Source organism: Aliifodinibius sp. S!AR15-10 (assembly GCF_031569985.1).
Taxonomy (GTDB): Bacteria; Bacteroidota; Rhodothermia; order Balneolales; family Balneolaceae; genus JAMQKA01.
This window is the reverse complement of sequence record NZ_JAMQKA010000005.1, coordinates 90,494-114,727: the sequence shown is the minus strand read 5'-3', so window position 1 is coordinate 114,727 and position 24,234 is coordinate 90,494. Positions and strand designations below refer to the sequence as shown.

The 24,234-nt window shown below is 45.4% G+C and carries 16 protein-coding genes; 12 read left to right on the top strand and 4 right to left on the bottom strand.

What is annotated here, in order from left to right; all coding sequences use genetic code 11:
- The first annotated feature begins 44 nt into the window (after window positions 1–44).
- The 4 genes from NC796_RS05395 to folE2 all read left to right on the top strand — a co-directional run bounded on the left by NC796_RS05395 (window position 45) and on the right by folE2 (window position 5,091).
- The gene (locus NC796_RS05395; protein ID WP_310682808.1) at window positions 45–2,927 is read left to right on the top strand and encodes a TonB-dependent receptor domain-containing protein; all 2,883 of its coding nucleotides are present in this window, start codon (window positions 45–47) and stop codon (window positions 2,925–2,927) included.
- Window positions 2,928–3,251: 324 nt separating this feature from the next.
- Window positions 3,252–3,545, top strand: coding sequence for a hypothetical protein (locus tag NC796_RS05390; protein WP_310682806.1), 294 nt, complete (start codon window positions 3,252–3,254; stop codon window positions 3,543–3,545).
- Window positions 3,546–3,723: 178 nt separating this feature from the next.
- On the top strand, window positions 3,724–4,155 hold the full coding sequence (locus tag NC796_RS05385; RefSeq protein WP_310682804.1) for a 6-carboxytetrahydropterin synthase: 432 nt from the start codon (window positions 3,724–3,726) through the stop codon (window positions 4,153–4,155).
- A gap of 36 nt (window positions 4,156–4,191) precedes the next feature.
- Window positions 4,192–5,091, top strand: coding sequence for a GTP cyclohydrolase FolE2 (folE2, locus tag NC796_RS05380; protein WP_310682802.1), 900 nt, complete (start codon window positions 4,192–4,194; stop codon window positions 5,089–5,091).
- A gap of 540 nt (window positions 5,092–5,631) precedes the next feature.
- Here the strand turns inward: folE2 and NC796_RS05375 are convergent.
- The gene (locus NC796_RS05375) at window positions 5,632–9,282 is read right to left on the bottom strand and encodes a multifunctional oxoglutarate decarboxylase/oxoglutarate dehydrogenase thiamine pyrophosphate-binding subunit/dihydrolipoyllysine-residue succinyltransferase subunit (protein WP_310682800.1); all 3,651 of its coding nucleotides are present in this window, start codon (window positions 9,280–9,282) and stop codon (window positions 5,632–5,634) included.
- Window positions 9,283–9,510: 228 nt separating this feature from the next.
- On the opposite strand from NC796_RS05375, the gene NC796_RS05370 reads away from it, so the two are divergent.
- The 8 genes from NC796_RS05370 to NC796_RS05335 all read left to right on the top strand — a co-directional run bounded on the left by NC796_RS05370 (window position 9,511) and on the right by NC796_RS05335 (window position 21,742).
- The gene (locus NC796_RS05370) at window positions 9,511–11,319 is read left to right on the top strand and encodes a M3 family oligoendopeptidase (RefSeq protein WP_310682798.1); all 1,809 of its coding nucleotides are present in this window, start codon (window positions 9,511–9,513) and stop codon (window positions 11,317–11,319) included.
- 11 nt (window positions 11,320–11,330) lie between these two features.
- Window positions 11,331–12,833 (top strand): GAF domain-containing protein, encoded by a 1,503-nt coding sequence (locus NC796_RS05365; protein WP_310682797.1) that lies wholly within the window; start codon window positions 11,331–11,333, stop codon window positions 12,831–12,833.
- Between the two features lie 2 nt (window positions 12,834–12,835).
- The gene (locus tag NC796_RS05360; protein ID WP_310682796.1) at window positions 12,836–13,996 is read left to right on the top strand and encodes a phosphopentomutase; all 1,161 of its coding nucleotides are present in this window, start codon (window positions 12,836–12,838) and stop codon (window positions 13,994–13,996) included.
- A 246-nt stretch (window positions 13,997–14,242) separates the two neighbouring features.
- The gene (locus tag NC796_RS05355) at window positions 14,243–15,097 is read left to right on the top strand and encodes an RNA polymerase sigma factor RpoD/SigA (RefSeq protein WP_310682795.1); all 855 of its coding nucleotides are present in this window, start codon (window positions 14,243–14,245) and stop codon (window positions 15,095–15,097) included.
- Window positions 15,098–15,199: 102 nt separating this feature from the next.
- On the top strand, window positions 15,200–18,064 hold the full coding sequence (locus NC796_RS05350; RefSeq protein ID WP_310682793.1) for a two-component regulator propeller domain-containing protein: 2,865 nt from the start codon (window positions 15,200–15,202) through the stop codon (window positions 18,062–18,064).
- 38 nt (window positions 18,065–18,102) lie between these two features.
- Window positions 18,103–18,738, top strand: a complete 636-nt coding sequence (locus NC796_RS05345; RefSeq protein WP_310682792.1) for a response regulator transcription factor — start codon at window positions 18,103–18,105, stop codon at window positions 18,736–18,738.
- Between the two features lie 135 nt (window positions 18,739–18,873).
- The gene (locus NC796_RS05340; protein WP_310682791.1) at window positions 18,874–20,181 is read left to right on the top strand and encodes a hypothetical protein; all 1,308 of its coding nucleotides are present in this window, start codon (window positions 18,874–18,876) and stop codon (window positions 20,179–20,181) included.
- Window positions 20,182–20,248: 67 nt separating this feature from the next.
- Window positions 20,249–21,742, top strand: coding sequence for a hypothetical protein (locus NC796_RS05335; RefSeq protein ID WP_310682790.1), 1,494 nt, complete (start codon window positions 20,249–20,251; stop codon window positions 21,740–21,742).
- Window positions 21,743–21,814: 72 nt separating this feature from the next.
- Here the strand turns inward: NC796_RS05335 and NC796_RS05330 are convergent, their stop codons facing one another.
- The 3 genes from NC796_RS05330 to NC796_RS05320 all read right to left on the bottom strand — a co-directional run bounded on the left by NC796_RS05330 (window position 21,815) and on the right by NC796_RS05320 (window position 24,217).
- Window positions 21,815–22,705, bottom strand: coding sequence for a universal stress protein (locus NC796_RS05330; protein ID WP_310682788.1), 891 nt, complete (start codon window positions 22,703–22,705; stop codon window positions 21,815–21,817).
- Window positions 22,706–22,789: 84 nt separating this feature from the next.
- Window positions 22,790–23,893 (bottom strand): magnesium/cobalt transporter CorA, encoded by a 1,104-nt coding sequence (corA, locus tag NC796_RS05325; RefSeq protein ID WP_310682786.1) that lies wholly within the window; start codon window positions 23,891–23,893, stop codon window positions 22,790–22,792.
- Between the two features lie 141 nt (window positions 23,894–24,034).
- The gene (locus NC796_RS05320) at window positions 24,035–24,217 is read right to left on the bottom strand and encodes a hypothetical protein (protein ID WP_310682785.1); all 183 of its coding nucleotides are present in this window, start codon (window positions 24,215–24,217) and stop codon (window positions 24,035–24,037) included.
- Window positions 24,218–24,234: the final 17 nt, after the last annotated feature.

Here is a 24,234-nt window from a genome sequence, read left to right as displayed (position 1 = left end):
CTATTTATTTTAAAAAAACTAAAAAGCACACAGTGATCAGTTTCATGAATAGATTATACAAGCTAACCTTTGTGATATTTTGGCTCAGTTGCTTTACGAATTTACTACAAGCCCAAGATGGAACCATTCGCGGAACCGTGATTGAAGATGCCAGCGGTGAGCCGCTTTATGGAGTAACCGTACTTTTGGTAGGAGAATCAAAAGGGACAACAACGGATTTTGATGGCAAATTTGATTTAGAAGTGTCTGCCGGTACCTATGATATTCGGATCTCATATGTTTCTTACAGAGCGGTAACGATCGAAGAAGTTGAGGTTACCGAAGGGGAAGTTACAAACTTCGATAATATACGCCTGCAGAAATCGGTCGAAGAGATGGAGGAAGTGGTTGTGACCGCTGACCTTGTGAACATTTCTGAAGCGGCATTGATGACACAAAAGAAAAAGTCAGCTAACCTGGTTGATGGTATTTCCGCAGAAAGATTTCGAAGAGTCGGTGATTCCAATGCTGCAGGAGCCTTGAAAAGAGTGACTGGCGTATCTGTGGAAGGCGGCAAGTATGTGTACGTTCGGGGACTGGGCGACCGATACACCAAAACCATGCTCAATTCTGTTGACATCCCGAGTCTTGATCCCAACCGTAACAGCCTGCAAATCGATATTTTTCCAACCAACCTTATCAACAATATGGTCATCACCAAGACCGCCGTTGCGGAAATGCCAGCCGACTTTACAGGTGGTATTGTAAATATTGAAACCAAGGATTTCCCGGGTGAGCCCATTTTTGATGTGTCGGCAAGTATTGATTACAACCCCTCCATGCATTTCAACAATAACTATTTGACCTATGAGGGTAGTGATACCGATTTCCTTGGGTTTGATAATGGCGCAAGAGAACTACCGAATGGAGCTGACGCAGAGAATATCCCCACGCCTATAAGCGGTGCTTCTGAAGAGCAGGCAAATAATTTCGTAAATAGTTTTAATCCAACACTGGGTCCCAGAACCGATTCAAATATGATGGACTATAGCCTTGGTCTGTCATTGGGAGATCAATTTAATTTGGGGGGTGGGAATACACTTGGCTATATATTTTCAGGAACTTATAAAACCTCGAGTACACATTACGATGATTTCAGATACGGTGAATATCAGATACCGGAAGGACCTGATAATTATGAATTGATCTATGCAACCCGCCAAAATGGGACTGTTTCTGAAAAAAATGTGTTGGTTGGTGGACTTGCTGGACTTGCTTTTAAAACCGAGAGATCAAAATACAGGTTAACCGGGATGCACCTCCAGAATGGAGAAAGCAGATCCTCTAATTTTGCAATAGACAATAGTGAAAGTACCCCCGGCCAATCGGGATACATCGGCGATTCATATAACCTGGAATACGGAGAGCGGGGCATAACAAACTTTCTGCTGAATGGTGTGCACTATTTTAATGACACCAAATGGGAGGTAAACTGGAGAGTCTCTCCGACCTTCTCCAAGATGGTGGACCCGGATATAAGAAGAACAACTTACACCATTCGTGAATCGAACAACGAGCCGATATTCAATGCCGGTGCAGGGGGATTCCCAAGCAGACTCTGGCGATACCTGGATGAAATGAACCTTGTGGGACGACTCGATATATCACGGGAATATGAACTGTTTGGAGAACCGGCCAGATTTAAATTTGGCGGCAGTCACGTCTACAAACAGCGTGATTATGAGATTCTATCATATAGCATGGCATTTTTTGGTTCAACACCTGAATTAGAGGGTAATCCAGAGGAGATCCTAAAGCAAGGAAATATCTACCCCGATGGAACGATCTATTATCAATCTGGAAACCAAACGCCAAATCCCAATGCGTATAGTTCCAACGTACACAATACGGCATTTTATCTGTCCAATGAATTCAATCCCATACCAAACCTGAAAGCCAGTATTGGGGTCAGGGCTGAGCAATATGTACAACGGCATACCGGACGCGATGCTTTATATGCCCAGGGCAGTGAGGCCGGAAACAACCTGGATGACGAAAAAGTACTTGATGCACTAGACTTTTTCCCGTCAGCGAACCTTACCTACTTTTTAAATGATAATCAGAATTTACGGTTTTCATATTCTCGAACCATCGCAAGGCCTTCATTTAAAGAGCTTTCATTTGCCCAGATTCTGGATCCCGTTTCCGACCGGATATTCAACGGGGGATTATTTCCCATAGGCGAATGGGACGGCAATTTAGGCGAAACACGGATCCATAACCTGGATCTTCGATGGGAGCGTTTTTCCAACAATGGTCAGATCCTTTCTGTGAGTGGATTTTATAAAAGCTTTGACGATCCAATCGAGCTGGTAAGAATTCGAACACAGGTTACATCAACCGAATACCAACCCCGAAATGTTGGGAAAGGGGAAGTGTATGGAGCGGAATTTGAGTTGAGACAATCGTTGGATTTCTTGTCTCCCTCACTGGACAACTTCGGGTTCAATACCAATGTAACTCTGGTTCAATCCAGTATTGAAATGACCGAAGAAGAATATGAAGCCCGAAAAAGAGTGGAAAAAGATGGACAAGTGGTTGATGATACTCGTCAGATGGCGGGGCAGTCTCCATATATCATAAATGCCGGGCTCACTTATGAAAACCCGGAAATAAGTTTTGATGCAGGTTTTTTCTACAACCTAAAAGGGGAAACCTTGACTATTGTTGGCGGGGGCGTGTTCCCGGATGTTTATTCCGAGCCTTTTCACAGTCTGAATTTTAATTTAAATAAATCGTTTGGCCGGGCTTCCCTAAGCTTGAAAGTGACCAATATCTTAAATCAAGTGCAGGAAGAAACCTTCCACGGCTACCAAGCAGAAGAACAGTTGTATGAACAATATAATCCACATACCTCAGCGAGCCTCGGTTTTAAATACTCATTTTAGTGATTTACAACGATATCCTCTCACGTAAGTGTGAGGTGTGCTGATCACAATAAGGGGATTCCGGGGAACCGGGGTCCTCTTTTTATTTGGAATATTCCGGTATTCATAATGATTTAATTTCTAAAATTTGATCTGCAAGGATTGCAATATGAGTCTAAATATTAATTTTATTTTAGGCGGTGTCTTTATATTAGGTGTACTATTTAGCAGCGCGTGTGATAACCAGTCTGTTCATACCATAACGTCATTATTAGTAATTTTGCCGGATATCACTGGCGGTTGCAGGGGAAAAACGGAGGAGCCGGGACCAGTGATGACAAGGATATGACTTTTGAAAATTATGGCAGCAGGCTGAAATTCAATAACTTTCTGCTTCATAATAATGGAGGCTGGGAAAATGCTTTACTAACACAGCATTATAAAAGCAGCTATACCATGATATCTGCTGAAGAATCGATTTTGTTATTTAATGATCTCGAACATTTTGATTTTAGTTTGCCCGATGCCTCCCCTTATTTAACGGGTGGTCAATCCCCAGGTGACAGCTGGTTTGAACAGGTTGAATACCATGGTGCTCTGGGACCTATCAAATGGCCATGGGCAAGATGGCCAAAATAATGTTGCAGCAATAGAGTTTGTACAATTCAGTATGGAAAGTAAGGAAGTTCTGAATACTGGGACTCCTTTCACAATATATTTATCTTTGGATGGCAAGCACGGGGAGTAAAATATGTTGGAACCTTTTCCCTGGTTGCTTCGTTAGGTCAATCCGTTAACAAGAAATAATATTCATACATTGGTTTTTGTAAAGCGAAAAGCACATTTTAACGCGGCACACCGCCTCCACAATCCCGAAAAATCCGAAGAGTGGAACAAGCGGGTCTACGGTAAATGTAACCACCCCAATTGGCACGGCCACAATTATATAATAGAAGTGGTAGTTGCTGGGGAACCAGATCCCGATACGGGCTATGTTATTGACCTCTCAAAACTGTACGATATCATTGAAGAACAGATTATTGAAAAATGTGATCATAAAAACTTAAATTTAGACGTTGATTTTTTAGACGGCATTTTGCCATCTACTGAGAACTTGGTGAAAGCTTTTTATTTTCAGCTGAAAGAACCGATTGAAAAAGCGTGCGTGGAAGGCGGTAAACTATATGCTGTTAAGCTGCATGAGACCGAACGAAACGCAGCCGAATATTGTCCATACTTATTGAAATAATTCATTGATAAACGATTTTAACGAATTGTTCAAAGCATGATATCCACTAAATTAAAGCGAGTGTACGATCCTACATTTACGATTTCTGATGACTACAAGGCCAGTCTGCCTGATCTTCAGAATGGACCGGCGTCATTGATTGAAGGTGCCAATGTGCCAATTCAGCAGGTTGGTATATCCAATTTTAAACTACCGTTGAAATTTCCCCGCCCGGATGGAGAGTTGATTACCCTTGAGACCTCGGTAGATGGCTATGTAGGTCTTGAAGCTGACAAGAAGGGGATCAACATGAGCAGAATTATTCGCTCTTTTTATAAGTTTAAAAATGAAGTTTTCCATCTTGAAAAGCTTCGCGAGGTATTAAAAACTTATAAAAAGGATCTGGACACCCATAGTGGATACCTTAGGCTTTCGTTCAACTATCCGATAATCCAGGAAAGCCTGCGATCTGAATTGGAGGGCTATCAATATTATAACGTTGCCCTCGAGGGGGCGCTCGACAACCGAGATAATTTCAGAATGTTTATGCACCTGGATTTTGAATACAGTAGTGCATGCCCTTGTTCATATGAGCTCTCCGAGCATGCTAAAGACTCGCGTGACGTGGCGGCAATTCCCCACAGCCAGCGCAGTATTGCCAGTGTGACGGTTGAGCTTGATGAAGAGCTTTTTGTAGAAGATTTGGTTGCTATATGCCGTGAAGCCTTGCAGACCGAAACCCAGGTCATGGTCAAGCGCGAGGATGAGCAAGCGTTTGCTGAGATGAATGCGGCGTATCAAAAGTTCGTAGAAGATGCTGCCCGACTGGTGTATGAAGAACTGGATGAACAGGAACAGGTGGTTGATTTTGTGGTCCGTTGTGTACATATGGAGAGCCTGCACAGCCACGACGCGGTCAGCCGTATTTGCAAGGGTGTTCCAGGAGGGCTTCGATAAATCTCGTTAGCCCGACTGTAAATTTTTAAACCCGGAGGGATCACTATCCTTCCGGGTTTTTTTAGATCTATCTTGTTCTTTATGTCAATAATGCAGGAAATTCATCTCAAATTCTGAAAGATAAAATGCTGCAACCGCGTTATTCTTTTATTTTCTAAAGACGTATTAATAAATCTTAATTACCAATTTTAACTTAAATTGGATATTTACGGGCACGAAAGCGTTGGCACTGTAATTATTCTTTTTATCAGAGATTGAGTAAGATTTCAAGAGATCTGTAAACACTTTAGGGGTGACTACATGCTAGAGAAAGAGAGAATTCTATCAATTCGGGAAGATAAGAACTGTCCAGAGTGCGGTCGAAAGATGGTTCGGATAAAACGCAAACAATGGCATCGTTGGCTTAGTACTGTTCTTCCGGTGACTCGGTGGACGTGTTGTGGTAAAGAGTGGCTGGTTGTTACTGACAAGGATGAATTCTAAACATAAAAAAGGCTGCCTCCAGTGAGACAGCCCTTTATTGAATTGATTTGGCAGGTTTTAGCTATCCATCGCATTTTTAACCAGGCGTTCTTGTTCGGCCAGGTGAATTTTCATTTGACCGGCCGCTGGAGAGGCTGATGCTTGTCGACCTATATAGCGTAGATTTTGTCCGTCTTGGAGTTCCTCCATAATCCGGGTGGCCACAAACGTCCAGGCCCCCATATTTTTAGGCTCTTCCTGGCACCATACAATATCTCCCACGTGGTTATACTCCTTCAGGATCGAATTGACATCTTTGTCAGGGAAGGGGTAAAACTGCTCAAGACGTGCAATGGCAATATCCTCGATCTCATTTTCGTCTCTATATTTGATGAGATCGTAATAAACTTTACCAGAACAGATCACCAGTCGTTTCACCTCCTTCTTGTCACTGATTTCCTGGTCTGGAATGAAGGGCTTATATCGACCGTTCACCAAGTCATCTTTCGAAGACGTTGCAAGCGGATGTCGCAGCAGACTTTTGGGAGACATGATGATCAACGGCTTTTTGTTTTCCTGCATTGCCTGCTTCCGCAGGATGTGGAAATATTGGGCAGGGGTCGTGAGGTTGGTCACCTGCATATTGTCCTGAGCACAGAGCTGCAGGAAGCGTTCCAGGCGCCCCGAGGAGTGCTCCGGCCCTTGCCCCTCATATCCATGTGGCAGGGTCATTACAAGCGAGCTCTTCTGTCCCCACTTTGCTTCACTGGCCGAAATAAACTGGTCTATCGGAATTTGTGCACCATTGGCAAAATCGCCAAATTGCGCCTCCCAAATGACCAGTGCATTGAGCTTAGCAGCGCTGTATCCAAACTCAAAGCCGACACAGGCAAACTCACTAAGCAGGCTGTTGTAAGGATAGAATTTAGCCTGGCCCTCCTCAAGGTTATTCAGCGGTATATATTTTTGGTCGGTCTCTGTGCCGTGCAGGATTGAGTGTCGGTGCGAGAATGTACCGCGTTCCGCATCCTGACCTGTCAGTCGAACCGTAGTACCTTCTTTCAAGAGGGAGCCAATCGCCAGTGCTTCGGCAAAACCCCAGTCGATTTTGATCTCATTTTTTTCAACGATCTCAGCGCGCTTGGCCAGCTGTTTCAGCAGCTTTGGATTGGCATCAAAATCCTTGGGCACGGTATTCAACTTGAGCGCAATATCTTTAATCTCCTCTTCTTCATAGGTTGTATCGGGAAACTCAGCCCAGTCTTTCTGCTTGGTTTCTTTACGATTAATCATGTCGTCCGTAACCTCAAGGGGAGAGGAATTTTTAGCGTCTTCAAACGCCTCTTGCAGCAATTGATCAAATTCTTCGAAAAGTTCTTCGGTTTCGTCCTCTGAAAGCTCTCCTTTTCGCAGCAATTCTTTGGTGTAGATATCGCGGACACTTGGGTGATCTTCAATCTCTTTGTACAAGCCGGGCTGTGTAAATGCCGGCTCATCCCCCTCATTGTGTCCATGCTGACGATAACAAACCAAGTCAATGACAACATCTTTGTTAAACTTCTGGCGATATTCAAGCGCCATCTGGATGGAGTGAACGGCCGCTTCAGGACTGTCTCCATTGACATGAAAGATCGGGGCTAAAATCATTTTGGCCAGGTCAGAAGCATACTCCGTGGAGCGTCCATCTTTTGGGAGAGTCGTAAATCCAATCTGATTGTTGATAATGATATGAATGGTTCCGCCGGTTTTATAGGCCTCGAGCTGCGACATATTCAGTGTTTCGGCCACAACACCCTGACCGGCAAAAGCAGCATCCCCGTGGATAAGAACGGGTACTACGCGATTGTCGGGATCTTCCTTTTCATGGTGATCTTGCATCGCTCGAGTGGAGCCTTCAACGACCGGGTTTACAGATTCGAGGTGACTCGGGTTAGGCAGCAGTTCCAGATCGATATCCTTTCCGGAGAGCGTTTTATGCGCACCTTTTGCTCCCAGGTGGTATTTTACATCGCCGGAACCCTGGATACTATCCGGATCGAGGTTTCCTTCAAAATCAGCAAAAACTTTACGGTACGGCTTGTTTAAAATATTCACAAGGATATTCAGCCTTCCGCGATGGGCCATCCCCATAAACATCTTCTCAATTTCAAAATCTCCGGCTTTTTCCAGCATAAAGTGCATCATAGGGATCAGCGTATCGGCTCCTTCAAGGGAGAACCGCTTATGACCGATGTACTTTTTGTGAAGAAACTGCTCAAACGCCATCGCCTGGTTGAGCTTGTGCAGAATCTGTTTTTTGTCATCTTTTTCAAGCTCGGGGGTGTTGGTGGTAGACTCCATTCGCTCCCGCAGCCATTTCCGCTCATCGAGGTCGAGCAGGTGCATAAATTCGGCCCCGACTTTTCCACAGTAGGTGTCACGCAATAGTTTGATAATCACGCTCAGTGGTGCTTTTTCGTACCCTCCCAGGCCGGCACAGTAAAATTCGCGATCCAGGTCCCAGAGCGTGAGTCCATAGTAGTCGAAATCGAGTTCCGGGCTATGGCCGGGTTCGTCACTAAGCGGATCGAGATCGGCTAGCACATGTCCACGGGTGCGATACATGTTGATCAATCGCATAACTGCAATGGCACGCTTATTATCCTCGAGCGTGGCACCGCGCCCATCAAGCTGACCTACATAAGTGTCTTCACCAAAAGGAATCGGATCATACGGAATCTCAAGATCTGAAAAAATCTGGTCATAGAAATCCTCCTCGCCATTCAGCAGCGTATGCATTTTTTTAAGGAATGCACCTGATTCTGCACCCTGGATCACGCGGTGATCATAGGTCGAAGTCACCGTCATTATTTTGCTGATACCCAGCTGATTGAGCACTTCCTGTGACATCGATTGGTACTCAGCGGGGTATTGAATAGCTCCCGTGGCGATAATGGTACCCTGGTTCTTCATCAACCGGGGTACAGATTGCACAGTCCCGATCATGCCCGGATTTGTGAGAGTGATCGTGGTGTCCTGGAAGTCCGATATTTGAAGATTGCCATTTCGGGCTTTGTCGATCAGTTCTTGGTAAGCATAGAGGAATTCTTTGAAATTCATTTTGTCGACGCCCTTGATATTGGGCACCAACAAGTTCCTGGAGCCATCCTTGTTTTGCACATCGATGGCCAGTCCCAGATTTACTTGGCCAGGTTTCACTTTGTAAGCACCGTCATCTTTTTTACGCAGGTAGGAATTGTTCATATTGGGGAATTCCTCCAGCGCACGAATAATAGCCCAGGCAATGTAATGAGTGAAGGAAGATTTGGGATCGCCCCGTTGCAGGAGGTGCCGGTTAATGATGGTTCGATCCTCGATAAGCATCTTCATCGGCAGGGTGCGGACGGAAGTGGCGGTGGGGACCTCCAGGCTTTCGTCCATATTTTCAGCGATCTTTTCAGAAATACCCTTGATCTTTTCCAGCGTAGCCCCTTTGGGAACATCTACTTCTGCTTCTTTCGAAACAGGCTCTTTTTCTTTCTTCTTTTCAGGGGCTTTTTTAGCGACAGCAGGCTCACCGTTGGTAGGTACAGAGGTTTCCTTTGCTTCTTTAGTCTCAGTTTCTCCCTCAATCTCATCAAAATACTGTTTCCAGTGATTGGGAACAGACGAGGGATCCTCTTTGTATTGATTAAACAGTTCTTCGACTAAAGCAGAGTTTGGTCCAAATACAGCTTCTAAAGACTTCAAGACGGTGCAGGTGTATAGTTCTAATTAATGGTTAGAAATCGCTATTCCGATTAATAATCAGTAAAAAAATTATTTAATTTGGGCTAGTTCAACAAAACGTAAAATTAACCATTGTTTTGGTAAAATACGATCAAAGAAGTAGGATTATTTTCATCCCCAAAAATGGTTATACTCCTTAGATAGTAAAACTTAACTTAACATAAACGAAAGCTAAAAGATTTCTGGTTAATGCCCGACATAAATAAGAAGAAACAGACCGGCGCCGAAGAGGTCAATTGGGACCTCTCGGATCTATACAAGGCTATTGACGATCCCCAGTTAAAAAGTGACAAGAAAAAGGTAGCTACCCTTGCTGACCAGTTTGCCAACAAATATAAAGGAAATGTTGGCCAGTTAACGGCAGGAGAACTTCGGGAAGCTCTCCGGGAATACGAAAACATCCTGGAATTGATTGGCAAAATTGGTTCTTTTTCTCATCTAATATGGACCACTAATACTGAAAATGCCAAATATGGAAAGCTGATGCAGGAGGCCAATGAGCTATCCTCTGAGATCAAGCAAAAACTGGTCTTTTTTGATGTGGAGTGGCTCAAGATTGAGGAAGACCAGGCACGGGATTTAATTGAAGATGAAAAGCTTTCGCACTATAAACATTACCTGGAAACATCGCGGCGATACAAAGAACATGTGCTCGGCGAAGAAGCGGAGCAGGTACTTTCGGCCAAAAATGTTACCGGTCGCAGTGCATGGAATCGTTATTTCGATGAAACACTGGGTGCCGCGCGATTTGAACTCGACGGCGAAGGGTTGACTGAGCAAGAGATGTTGAGCAAGCTGCATGAGAGCGATCGTGAACTGCGGGAAAAAGCACATGCCGGGCTTACAAAGAAATTCAAGGAGTTGAGCCGATCGCTCACCTTTATTTTCAACACACTGCTGGCGGATAAGCATACCAATGACAAGCTGCGCAATTATGACAGCTGGATTTCTTCTCGCAACCTGGCCAATGAAATTGATGATGCCACCGTAGAAACACTTATCAAATCGGTGACATCACAATATTCCCTGGTCCAGCGTTTTTATAACCTGAAGCGGGAGTTACTGGGATATGAAGAGCTGTATGATTACGACCGCTACGCCCCACTGCTGGAGACCCGGAAAGAGGTGAACTGGAAACGGGCGCGGGACATTGTGATCGGCTCATACTCCGAATTCCATAAAGAAATGGGTTCGATTGCCGATAAGTTTTTTGAGCATCAATGGATTGACGCGGCCATGAAGCCAGGCAAGCGGGGAGGGGCATATTCTGCAAGCACAGTGCCGTCGGTGCACCCGTATGTGTTTATGAATTATGACGGCAAGTTGCGCGATGTGCAGACACTGGCACATGAACTGGGGCACGGGGTGCATCAATATCTGTCTCGAGAGCAAGGACCTCTGCAGGCCGGTACGCCTTTAACTACAGCGGAAACAGCCTCCGTATTTGGGGAAATGCTGGTATTCCAGAGCTTGAAGAATCAGTTGGATGATCCCAAAGAAAAGCTGGCACTGCTGATTAGCAAGATTGATGACACCATCGCCACTGTTTTTCGTCAAATTTCGATGAACCGGTTTGAAAATGCCATGCACAGCAAGCGTCGAGAAGATGGCGAATTAACGACGGAAGAATTTTCAGAACTTTGGCGCCAGCAGCAGGAAAATCTGTATGGTGACTCCGTTACCCTGACAGAAAGCTATGACATCTGGTGGTGTTATATTCCGCATTTTTTGCATACCCCGGGTTATGTGTATGCCTATGCTTTTGGAGAACTGTTGGTATTGGCGTTATACGAGGAATATCGACAAAGCAAAAACGGGTTTGCCGATCGATATATTGACATGTTGCGCGCCGGAGGATCAGAGTGGCCGGAAGATATTGTTGGTAAAGTAGGATTAGATATCACTCAACCCACATTCTGGGATAAAGGGTTAAAAGTGTTTGAGCGGATGATTGAGGAAGCTGAGGCATTGACTAAACAAATTAATAACGTCAATTAACCACATCAGGAATGGAATCATACGCAGAGGTACGACAAGAAGATCGGTCGAATGCCGAGATTATGGGGAAGAAGCGGCAGGATAAATCCCTCCGTGAATTCAAGCAGGTGCTGAAAGATCTTGTTTATTTGCTTCGAAAGTCCTCAGAGGTGGAAACGTGCTACCTCTACTGGGTAAACAGGTCGCGAGAGCAGTTTGTGATGGAAACCAAGTCCACGGAACTCTCGAATGTGATGTTCCAGGATCGGGTCTCCTTTTATGATCACTTTCTGAACCAGTACCGGGATATCAGCGAACCGGTAAGCCTGAAGCTCAATGAGCAGATTGATCCGGAGGAGCTGCTGCATTACTATAACCAGGTTCCAATAAAACACATCACGCTGCTGCCGTTTATTAATAATGGTCAAACGGTTGCCATTACGGTGCTGGAATCCAGCGAATACGTCCTTGATGAAGAGAAGAGCGAAGTTATCCATTCCTATTCTGACGCCCTGCGAAATGTGTTGAATACCTACCTGGAAATCAGTGACCTGTATGAAAACCAGGAAGAATGGGTGGATTACCAGGAGAGCCTGGAAAAGATCAATGTCCGGTCACATCGCGCGGAACTCATATACCGGATGATCAATGAGATGCAAAAGTACCTGCAATCGGGCGGTGTTTCTTTTATTACCCAGGGGATGCAGAACTGGAGTAACGTGCTTAATTCGGTTGGGGCTCAGGGGGCACCCCCGATCGGGATGCCGGTCAAAGAGCGGACCCTGGCCTATGAGGCGCTTCACAAGGGCAAACCGGAATTTGCCATCCACTTCAATAACAACCCCAAGCGGATTTCCCCGAGAGAACAAAATACGGATGGCGCCACGATGGCAATTCCACTGAAATTCCACGACCGGCGGCAGGGCCTGGTGCTGTTATACGACAAAAACCCACTGCTTTTTAAAGAATCTACCAAGCACAAGTTTGTCAATTTTGTCCGCCTTACTGAGCTGACAATAATGGCCAATGAACCGAATCTGGATCATTCGGAACCCTTTTTGAACAATGAGTTCGATGCGATAATACCTGATCTGTGGGAGCGCCTCGTGGATACCGAACTGCAAACACTGGGCCAGAACGGCTCCCCTTACAATACATGGTTTGGATTGGTAACAATGGCAAATCTGCCGGCTCTGCGGACCCAGCTGCGTATGGAGGATCTCGATCATATGCAGAAAGACCTTGTAAATCTTTTTAATCCCAATAAATATGGGAAATCAGGATTTATCGGTTCTCATTCAGATTATGTTTATTCATTTGTGATACAAGATCGCGAAGAGAATGCTGTTGATCAGTGGATTCAGCTGTTGAATCAACGCCTGATGCGGCCTGTGGAACTGACTAATGGTGTGCAGATTGAGACTTCGATCAAAGTCGGTTTTACCCAGTTAAATGCCCAACAAGAAGATAATTACGAGGTACTCCGACAGGCAAAAGCTGCTCTTTCAGAGACGATGAAGGACACCGCCGAATAGATATGGGAAATGTGTACCTGCTTGTAATCGACGGTTTAGGGGTAGGCGCCCAGGAGGATGCTGGTCAGTATGGAGATGAAGATACGAATACGCTGGCCCATGTTTGTGAAACCACCGGTTGCCGATTACCCAATTTTCAAACCCTGGGACTGGGTAATATTATAGATCTTTCATCAGTGCCAGCCAATGCGGATCCACTGGCAGCTACTGGAAAAATGAGGGAGATCTCTTCCGGCAAAGATTCCACCACCGGTCACTGGGAACTGGTCGGGATTCAGCTCGAACACCCTTTCCCCACTTACCCCGATGGATTCCCGGACGAAGTCACAAAGCGTTTCTGCAAAGGGATTGGGGTAGAGGGTCTGCTCTGCAATCGCCCGATTTCCGGTACCACTGCTATCGATGAGTATGGAGAGGAGCATCTTCACACTGGTAATCCCATTGTATATACCTCTGCCGACAGTGTATTCCAGGTTGCGGCACATACTGATAAGGTTTCTCTGGATCAGCTTTACGAGTGGTGCCGATTTGCACGAAAACATGTTATGACCGGTAAGCACGGGATATGGCGGGTAATTGCACGTCCGTTTCAAGGATCTTCCGGTAATTTTGAGCGAATATCTGAAGATCGGCGCGACTTCTCCCTGTCACCGCCCGAGGAAAATCTTGTTTATCGATTGAATGAAAGTGGTATCAAAACCTACGCCATTGGCAAGGTAATTGATCTATTTGCGGGCAGGGGATTTACACAATATCGAAAAACGCGCGCTAATGCTGAGGGCCTATCACAGATGCTTAGCTTGATGTCTGCTGCCGAAGATAGTTTTGTATTTGCAAACCTGATTGACACCGATCAAATCTATGGCCACCGGTTGGATCCCGAGGGTTACGCCCGCTGTCTTCAGGAGATCGATCGTGCAATCCCGGCGATGGCAAGCAAGATCAAGGAAGATGACCTGCTGATCATTACCAGCGATCACGGCAACGATCCTACAGTGACAAGTACCGACCACAGCCGGGAGTTTGTGCCACTGCTTGTTTTTCCAAAAGAAAATGCCGTTGCAGAAAGCTTGGGAAAACGAGCTACATTTTCAGATGTGGCATGCACCGTAGCAAAATTTTTTAATATGGAACAAAATTACCCGGGGATCCCTTTTATTTAGTTGAATAATGGTGAATACGAACCGAAAGCGTATTCAAAATGAAATTCTATTTTGGGTTACGTTTTTATGAAAAAAGTAATATATTATAGAGATTTGTTGACTAGCCTAAGCAACATAACGAAAGAGATCACGTTAATATGGTGTGCGAAAGATGGTAACATGCAACCTTTAGTTAAACTTGTTACTATTTTTTAAGCAATTCTTCACTGAAGTCGTAATTAATTTTAATTAAACCCAGCAAATACCGTGGCAAGAAGTTCAGGAATTTCTACCAGAGAGTCAGAGTCGTTAGACCGTTATCTACAGGAAATAGGCAAAGAAAAACTTATAACCCCGGAAGATGAGGTAAGGCTTGCGAAAGAGATTCAAAAAGGAAGTCAAAGAGCTCTTGAAGAGCTTACCAAAGCCAACCTGAGATTTGTGGTTTCGGTAGCCAAGCAGTATCAAAACCAGGGGCTTTCGCTGGGTGACCTTATCAACGAGGGAAACCTGGGATTGATCAAGGCAGCCAAACGTTTTGATGAAACCCGTGGGTTCAAATTCATTTCTTACGCGGTATGGTGGATTCGCCAGTCTATTTTGCAGGCCCTGGCTGAGCAGAGTCGAATTGTGCGTTTGCCGTTAAACCGTGTAGGTGCGCTTAACAAGATTGGTAAGGAACTTTCCAAGCTGGAACAGGAGTATGAGCGTGTTCCTTCTGCAGCTGAGCTTGCCGAAAGCCTGGATATGACGGTATCTGAGGTAGCTGACACCTTGAAAATTTCCGGTCGCCATCTTTCAGTGGATGCACCGTTTGCACAAGGGGAAGACAACAGGCTGCTGGATGTTTTGGAAAATGAAGAAACCCCCGACCCCGATAATGACCTGATGGGTGAGTCATTGAAGGTGGAGATCGAGCGGGCACTTTCAAAACTCACCAATCGAGAGGCAGAAGTAATTCGTCTCTATTTTGGTATCGGTCGCGAACATTCCCTTACGCTGGAAGAGATCGGTGAGCGGTTTGACCTGACGCGAGAGCGCGTGCGTCAGATTAAGGAAAAAGCACTGCGTAAACTCCGACACCACAACCGTAGTGCCGCACTGAGAGCGTATCTCGGGTAACTGATTGATCTCGTTTATTTTTAGAGCTCCGGCCTAGGTCGGAGCTTTTTTTATTTTTAAGGGTTGTATAACGTTTCTCTGGCTATTACGTTATGTTAACTCATGAGGAAACGAATTGTCATATTTTTACTATGCCTGATCTGTTCCGCATCGGTTCAGAGTCAAGTATTACCCTTCCGTACCTACTCCATTGAAAACGGGCTTAGTGAGGCGGTAGTCAACGATATGATTCAGGATAGCGACGGCTATATCTGGATTGCCACAGGATACGGCCTCAACCGGTTTGACGGGATAAATTTCAGAAATTACTACCAAGAGGACGGGCTTGCAGACAACAAGATTCAGTCACTATACCAAGACAATGAAGGCCGAATTTGGGTGGGTACCGAATCGGGAGTAAATGTTATTGAGGATGATAGTATTAAAACGATTCCAAGTTTAGAACCACTGACATCAAGCACTATTCTTGAGGTTTTTGAAGATGAAAACGGGGATTTCTGGTTTGCCACTGACGGGGATGGAATTTGGCACGAGGATGACTCCGGTGATCTTATCCAGTACACCACTGTGCACGGCCTGGCGGGAGATCGGGTGCGGGACATCATTGAGGATGAGGATGGCACGCTCTGGTTCGGAACCAGGGAAGGACTGACCAGCCTTAGCGGAGGTAATTTCAGGAGCTACACGCCCCGCCACGGCTTGGCCGATGAAAAGATTCGAGATCTTGAACTGGATCCTTCCGGCGGGTTCTGGATCGCCACCCGTGGAGGACTCAGTCATTTTGAGGATGGACAGTTTAGGAATTTAACCGAAGCCGACGATTTGGTGAATAATCGTATACGGTCTATTTCTCAGGATGGTGCAGGAGGGGTGTGGCTGGGCACGGAAGAGGGGACTAGCCACTACAGCAATGGAGTGTTTAAAAATTATACCACAAGCCAGGGGCTTTCCAATAATATCATCTATTCTACGCTTTTCGATCGCGAGCACAACATCTGGTTTGGAACCTTCGGGGGAGGGATAAATCTGTTTTTAGGAGAAAATTTCAAAAATTTTACGATCGAAGAAGGATTGCCAAACAACGTCATCACCTCGATTAATCAAGATATGCAGGGCAATTATTGGATAACCACTTATGGTGGAGGCATTGTTCGCTACAATGAGGAGGGCTTTGAAATCTTAAATGAGAGGGATGGCCTGGTGGATAATAAAGTGTATACGTCGATGGTCGACAGCCAGGGAAGGTTATTCATTGGTACTCGCTGGGGATTAAGCATCTATGATGGTAACACTTTCTTTAACTTTGATGAAACTGAACTACCGTATCGGAAAATACGCTCCATTGTTGAACGAAGTACACGAGATGAGTATTGGATGGCCACCTATGGCGAGGGGGTCCTAAGATACAGAGATCAGGAATTCAGGCTTTTTTCTGAAGATGACGGACTGGCCAATAATACCGTTTTAAGTGTTGAAGAAGATGACCAGGGGAACCTTTGGTTTGCTACTTACGGCGGTGTGAGCAGATTTAGTGATGGGGAATTCACAAATTTCAGCATCCGGGATGGGTTGCCAAACAACGGAGTGCTTGATATCCTGGAGGACAGAAGAGGGCGACTTTGGTTTTCAACGTTTGGAGGCATCGCATTATACGAAGACGGTACTTTTGAGTCGATCACCACGCAAGACGGCCTGCCTGACCAGGTCTGCTATTTTATTATTGAAGATCAGGATGGTATCAAGTGGATTGGTACAAACAAAGGAGTCGTGCGTTTTGATTATGAGATGTATCGCGATGCCACGGAAGAAAAGGCATCTGCTTTTAAGCTGATTACTCATGCCCAGGGGCTGGTTGCCAACGAGATGAATGTAGGAGCAGGATTTACCGATGATAATGGAGAGCTTTGGTTTGGTTCCGTGGGGGGCGTCACCCGTTATACCAAGGAAGCGGCTCCCTCGAAGAACGTCCCCCCAAAAATACATATCGAAAATATTCGTGTTTCGGGGGAGCCTGCGAAGACAATGCGCAATCTCCAGATCGAAAGTGATAACCATAATATTGTTATTAATTTTATTGGAATAAGTTTTACAGGACCCGAGCAGGTGGTGTATGAGTATCGCCTGAAAGGTTCTGCGGAAGGTTGGCAGCGAACAAACCAGCGTTTTGCCCGCTATTCAGCCCTGCTACCGGGTGAGTATACCTTTGAGGTTAGAGCCCAGAGTAACGGTCTGTGGAGCCAGGAAAAAGCAACCGTCAGTTTTACCGTTTTGGCCCCGTTCTGGATGCGCTGGTGGTTTATTGTGCTCCTTATTTTAGCTGTAGCAGGAATTATTTACTTTATCTATCACTATTACCGGGTTCGCAAGATGGTGGAGATAGAGCGAATGCGGGTTCGTATTGCCAGTGATCTTCATGACGACGTGGGCTCTTCCCTGACGGAAATTGCCCTGCAGACCGATTTCCTGCAAACCACCAAGCTCCGGGATGATGTAAAGAAGTCGCTCTCACAGATCGGTGATCAGAGCCGCAAGATTGTTTCCAGTCTTGATGATATTGTGTGGTCAATTGATGCACGCAACGACACGCTGGGGGACCTGACTGACCGCATGCAGGACTATGTGAACAACGTGCTTCCCGGGAAAGAGATCTCTTATCAATTTAACCGGTTGGATATGGATGAGAAATTAACAGTACCAATGAAGGAGAATATTTATTTAATTTTTAAAGAAGCGATCAATAATATTGCGAAACATGCCGATGCGACCAAAGTGGAGGTGGAACTAAAAAATGATAACGGATCTTTTGATATGTATATCCGTGACAATGGCAGTGGCATTGGAGAACAAGCCAGGAAAAGCGGGCATGGACTGAGGAACATGCAGATGCGTGCCCGTCGCATTGATGCCGATATTGATTTTGAGAATGGCACTGGTTTTACAATCCATCTTCATGGAGACAAAATCTGATGACCAGCAGGGTAAAATCCTAATTAAACCAAAACATTATGGCTCCAGTAGTCGGAATTGTTGAAGACAATAAAAAAATAAGAGATTTAATTCAGCGCTATCTTGATATGCAGGATGAGTTATCGTGCCCGGTGGCAGTCGATACCGTAGAGGAGATGATGGACTACCTGGAGGAGCATAAGAAGCCCGACGTCATCCTGATGGATATCCAGTTGCCCGGGATGTCAGGCATTGAGGGCATTGGGTTGATCCGGGAAAAATACCCTGAAATTGATATCATCATGCTCACGGTATACCACGATTCCCACAAGATATTTAACTCGCTCTGTGCGGGAGCGTCTGGATACCTGCTCAAGCACACTTCACTCCCAGAAATCAAGGAGTCGATATTGGATTTGCTAGAAGGTGGAGCCCCCATGTCGCCACAGATTGCCCGGAAAGTGATCAATCATTTCCAGGATCAGCAGCCCAAAAAGAATGCTGATTCCGACCTGACCCCCCGGGAGCACGACATTGTAAATGGCCTGGTGGATGGACTCAGTTATAAAATGATTGCTGATCGCTATGATATTTCGATTGACACCGTTCGCGCACACATACGCAATATTTACAAGAAGCTGCATGTTAACTCTAAAGCAGAGGTTATAGCCAAATCACTCAAGGGAGAAATTTAGCGGTTACTTCAATCATAAGAGGCGACCAGGCGCGTTATTGTAACGACGGACTAACATGATAATGTTATTGAAGTACTAGCTTGTTTTAGGCATTATTGGTGTAGAAACTGAAAAAGCCGTCAAAAGGAGATAACCATGAAATTTCACAAATCACTTATAATATTCGTTTCATTATTCTTTTTGACCGGTTGCTACACGCAGCTTCAATACTCGCAACGGGTCCATCGAATAACAGATGAGCCCCGAACGCCCCGCACCTATTCCGGAGATGCAGAGACTGACCAACGTGCCAGGGCGGATAAAGCCTATGGCGATAATGTGTATCGGGATGAGAACGATTATGAAGAAGGGTATGAAGATGGCTACTACGACGGCACGGAGGATGCATATTATTACAAAGATTACGAGGTTGCTGATTGGTATGCACGTCATGGTTTTGGAAGTTTTTACCACGATTATTTCCCTCATTACTACGGCTCTTCTCACTGGAGACACTATCGCAGTTTCTACAATCCCTATTTCTATGACTATTATCCCAGATCATATGCCAGCATAAGTTTTGGGTTGCATTTTGGTTATTCCTGGGGTGCATTTTATGGATTCCCCCATCACTGGTATCGCTATCGCACGCATTATTACTGGGATCCTTATTACGGCTACGGCTTTGGATATAGCCCGATCTTTGTCAACAACTATATCTACTCCGGTTACGCCGGTTATATAGGCGTAGGAAAGCATAGAGATGAGGATCGCAGGTATGGCCGCCGGACAATCGGTACCAACAGGGTGCGTTCCGATGCACATAATGGAAATGTTCGTTCCCGAGGTACTAACGTCGTACGCCAAAATACACCGCGAACAACAACCGTCCGAAGCCGAAGTACTACCACTGTAAACAGAACCCGCGGAACAGTTCGCTCCCGTTCTTCTTCCGATAACACCAGCCGTGTTCGTTCTACAGGCCGATCCGGGTCCAGTTCTGGCCGGTCAGACAATGGCAGCAGTGGCACACGAAGATCGAGAGGCAATGATTATAATGTATCTCAGAACGTAGATTCAGATAATCAACAGGCTCGGGAAACCCGCTATTCAAGATATCGAAACTACGACTTGCGAGAACTGAATCGAGAACGAATTCGCAACAGGCTGGAAGACAGGCGCATCGAACTTAAGACCAGAGAAAACAACAGGCGCAGCAGAAGTAACTTTATTGATCAAGTTCAGCAAAAAATCCAGATTAACAGGAACTTCCGTAACAGTTTCAACTCTGACAACAATACCAGAAACAGAAGTAGTTCTACCACTAATGTCAGGAGTCGTTCTTCATCTTCCTCAAACAACAGGGGAACGGTGTCGTCTTCCCGAAACCGAAGCTCATCGAGGGGCACACGCTCTTCTGGTGGATCTGGATCCTCCAACCGAAGCAGAAGCAGGGGAAATTAAGTCAGCACACACGCTTCAACAGTTCAGCCTAACTGAAATATCAAGATAACCCTTGGGTACCCGAAGTATGTCAAATGCAAAAAGAAATAGCCTGTTTATCCTGTTAATTGGTTGTTTACTGCCAGCGCAAGCCTTTACTCAAAGTGCTGAAGATGTACTGCGCTACAGCCTGGAGTATCCCTCTTACGACGCACAGAGTATGGTGCTGCCTGGTGTGGCATATAATTCGGGGTTTGGCAGTTTCCAGGATAATCCGGCAACTATGGGGTTGTTTGATGAGAGTTTTGCCTCTTTTAGCTTAAGTTTGCGAAATGTTGATGAGAAGACCACGTTCCATAACGACACGTTTAGTTTTGATGATACGCAGACAAATGTTGGGGATATCGGATTGGCCTATAAGATTCCAACTTTAAGAGGAAGTTTTGTCATTGGTGGCGGTTACAGCCAAACTACGGACTTTAACCGCGCGATGGGTATCAACCTCAGGAATAATCGTTCATCGCTTACCGATTTCTATAACATCACTTCCGATACCGATCTTTATGACGCTGCATTTAACGTGTATGCTGTGGATTGGGCCGATGTGGACAGCACATTTACACAATCAATCTTTAGAATTGGATTTACTCCCGAAGAATATCCAGGCGTACAACAAAATATGGAGCTGACCGAGCGCGGACGGATGGGGGAGTACTCAGCCTTTTTTGCCACAGAATTCCAGAAAAATCTTTACATCGGGGCGTCGATAGGTGTATTGACCGGCGAATATCATTATGAGCGGCAGTTCCTGGATTCAGACCCTGACAATGTATACGATGGGACGCTCATCGACAGTGACGATGATGGCACCGGTGATACCGATATTGACCGGATTCTGAGTGTAGATACTATTGATTCGCGATTTAGCGCTTTTTCAGCCCGAATAGGCCTGTTGTACGAGGTCAACTCCTTTCTGAAAGTAGGCGGTAGCTATGAAATTCCCAGTCTGCTTTCATTCAATGAGGACTACAACACACGACTCAGCTCAACCTTTGATAACGGGCCGGGTTTCGAGGAGGAACTACCCGGTGAATTTTCTTACAAAATTGAACGGCCGGCACGCATCAATGTAGGTGCTTCATTGACGGGCTTGGGCGGTATCACTATTTCAGCGGCTGCCGAGCAGGTGAACTATTCCACTGCTGAACTGGATCTTGAAAGTGAAGATCTGCAATATCAACAGGGTGAAAATGATTTTATTAAACGAACATTTAAAGATGTCACCAATCTGCGCGGTGGCATTGAGTTTGGGTTCAACGAATCGTTCAAACCGCGGTTGGGATATGCCTGGTATCCAAGTCCAAGAGAGGGCACCGACGCCAGTCGGCAGTTTTTTAATGCCGGATTCAGCTCTAAGTTTTCTGAAAATTTCGCATTCGACCTGGGAGTTCAGTACGCCATTTGGGAAGACCAAAATCAGCTCTACAGTTACGATAACGGAAGTCAAATCGTTGGCGAAGTGGCCCAGGAAGAGATCCGACGCCTGCACATTATGGCGGGGATAAGAATTGGGTTTAACTAAGGTGATCCAGAAAGTCGCATAGGGATTAATTGAAGCCCTTGTGAGGATGCTTTAACCTAACATTGCTGACTGCTACTCCTGCCCATCCAGCTTCTTTTTGGGATTGATACTCAATACCGGTGTCTTTACATGTCGCACAACATTTGCGGTAGTACTTCCCATCATCAGGTATTCTATGCCCGTACGACCTACAGTTGCCATCACCACGAGGTCCGCGGGATTATCTTGGTTATGTTTAAAAATAGTCTCATGCGGTGTATCTGCGGAGACGATAACGTTTGTTTGGAGACGGTCACTGATTTCATGGAATTCCTCTTTAACCAGTATCTCCATCCGTTTATTTCGCAACGATATTTTCCCTTCATCTGGCTTCTCATCGTGCTGAGTGTCATATGTCATTACGTTTAAAAGCTCCACCTGGGCATCGGCTGCGCGGGCGATATCCTTAACCAACGGAAAAGCGGCGTGTGAGTTTTCTGAAAAGTCAGTAGTGGCAAGGATTCTTTTAATCGGCCCAATCCTGGATTCCTTGTCGATTACCAACACCGGTATATGTGACGTACGAAGTACTTTTTCTGCCACTGATCCCAGGAAAAAGCGGGAAAACCCCGTGCGACCATGAGTACTCATTACAATCATATCGTAATTTTGTCCCTCCTCTACAATAGCGGAGGCGGCATTACCCACCGAGATGATCGCCTTGTCAAGATATCGTTCCTCGACATGCTCTCTGGCAACTTCATCCAGCCGATCTCTCAGGGTATCTTCAATCTCCTCGTAATCCTCGATGGGACTGGTTCCAAGCCCAAGCATGTAAGGCCCTTCCATTTCACTAATTGGCAGATACGCGTGAAAGGGGGTAATACGGCCATCAAAAAGTTTGGCAAATTCTTCGGCAGCAGATAATGCCTGGTTGCTCAGATCTGAAAAGTCAAGTGGAACCAATATTTTTATGTTTTCCATCGTCTTCCCTTTAATTAGTCGTTATTAATAGTTTTTCGTTGCTCGGGTGGATCCCGAGTTATTTGTTGGCTTTGCTCGTTACAGTTAAAACCAGCCTTTCCGCCTAAAATAAAAAATCATGATTATTGCTATAACAGCCATCGATGCCATAGCTACGGGATAGCCCCAATACCACTGCAGTTCCGGCATGTTATACGGGCTGGCCGCGGGATCAAAATTCATCCCATAAATGCCTGCGATAAACGTCAGTGGTATAAATATCGTGGCAATGATGGTAAGCACTTTCATGACTTCATTCATCTTGTTGCTCACGTGGCTCATATACATATCGTGCATGCTAAGCACCATATCACGGTAGTTTTCGATATTATCGATAATTTGGACCATATGGTCATAGACGTCGCGCAGAAACAGCTTCGTGTTGTCATCAATAAACGAGGTCTCATCGCGGATTGTGGCGTTCAGCACATCACGCAGTGGCCAGACCGATTTTCGGAAAAAGATTAGATCCCTCCGAAGCGCGTGTATGTCATGCAGCACTTCTTGATCGGGGTCGTCAAGCAGTTGTTCCTCAAGCTGTTCAATACGGTCTCCGATCTGTTCAAGGACGCTGAAATAGTGATCAACAATAGCATCGATTAGTGCGTACATGAGGTAGTCAACCCCATTTTTTCGGATTCGTACATTGCCGAATTTAAGCCGGTCGAGTATGGGTTGGAAAAATTCGCGATCCGTCTCCTGGAATGAGAGTACATAAGTATTGCTCAACACGAGGCTCACCTGCTCTGACTCAATCTGTTGTTTCTCCCCCGACCAGGAGAGCATTTTAACAACGAAATACATATTGTTTTCGTAAGCTTCCGCTTTTGGGCGTTGTGTCGTGTTTACGATATCTTCCTGTACAAGCGGGTGAAGATCGAAATAAGACCAAATTGATTTGAGCTTTTCGATGTCATGCAGTCCGCATACTTTTATCCAGGTTTTGGAGGGATTTTCAAGGTATGGCCGGCTTTCCTCCACATCTTCTATATGTATTTCATCAAGATGATCCTCATCATAATCATGGATCGTCAGTTGGATGTCATCGAGTCGCTGTTCCCCGATATGTTCGACTGTTCCTGGTGCGGATCCCGGTTTTTTTCTTCTGCGCTTGGTAAGAATCGGTAATCTCCTGGAGTTTTTGAACATGGTTCCTCTTCAAAAGATGATAATTATGTAATACCAATATCAGAATCCATTTATCTACAAACAAGCTTTTCAAGCAGGTATGGAAAATCAGCAATTAGTCCGCATTTCTTTCCATGAATGTTGGTGGGAAGGATAATAATATTAGTAATTCCTGTTGTCTTGCTGGTTCTCCTCCCGCTGCTTTAAAATCCAGTGCACGATGGGCGGAGCGAAGATGATGGCGATGAATATAATTCCGGTAAAAAGGTAGATCACCGCTGCCAGCACGATGCAGAGAACCAGCACCAGCAGCGAAATCATGTTGGTTTTCTTTCGTAAATCCATTTGGCTGTATCTACCTA